General features: G+C 65.1%; 1 protein-coding gene. It reads left to right on the top strand.

The genetic code is table 11. The features are described 5' to 3' along the window. Positions 1-209: WXG100 family type VII secretion target (locus tag WU80_RS25145; protein WP_055405706.1), on the top strand; the 209-nt coding region annotated here is incomplete at both ends.

Raw genomic sequence — 209 nt, 5'->3', positions numbered from 1 at the left:
ATGACCGACCCGCACGAGATGCGGGCGATGGCGGGCCGCTTTGAGGTGCACGCCCAGACCGTTGAGGACGAGGCTCGCAAGATGTGGGCGTCCTCGATGAACATCGCGGGTTCGGGCTGGAGCGGTCAGGCGCAGGCGACCTCGTACGACACCATGGGTCAGGTCAACCAGGCCTTCCGCAACATCGTCAACATGCTCCACGGTGTGCG

Source organism: Mycobacterium sp. UM_11 (assembly GCF_001414075.1).
Classification (GTDB): Bacteria; Actinomycetota; Actinomycetes; order Mycobacteriales; family Mycobacteriaceae; genus Mycobacterium.
The sequence above is the reverse complement of the archived record's forward strand: the minus strand, read 5'-3'. Positions and strand labels throughout refer to the sequence as shown.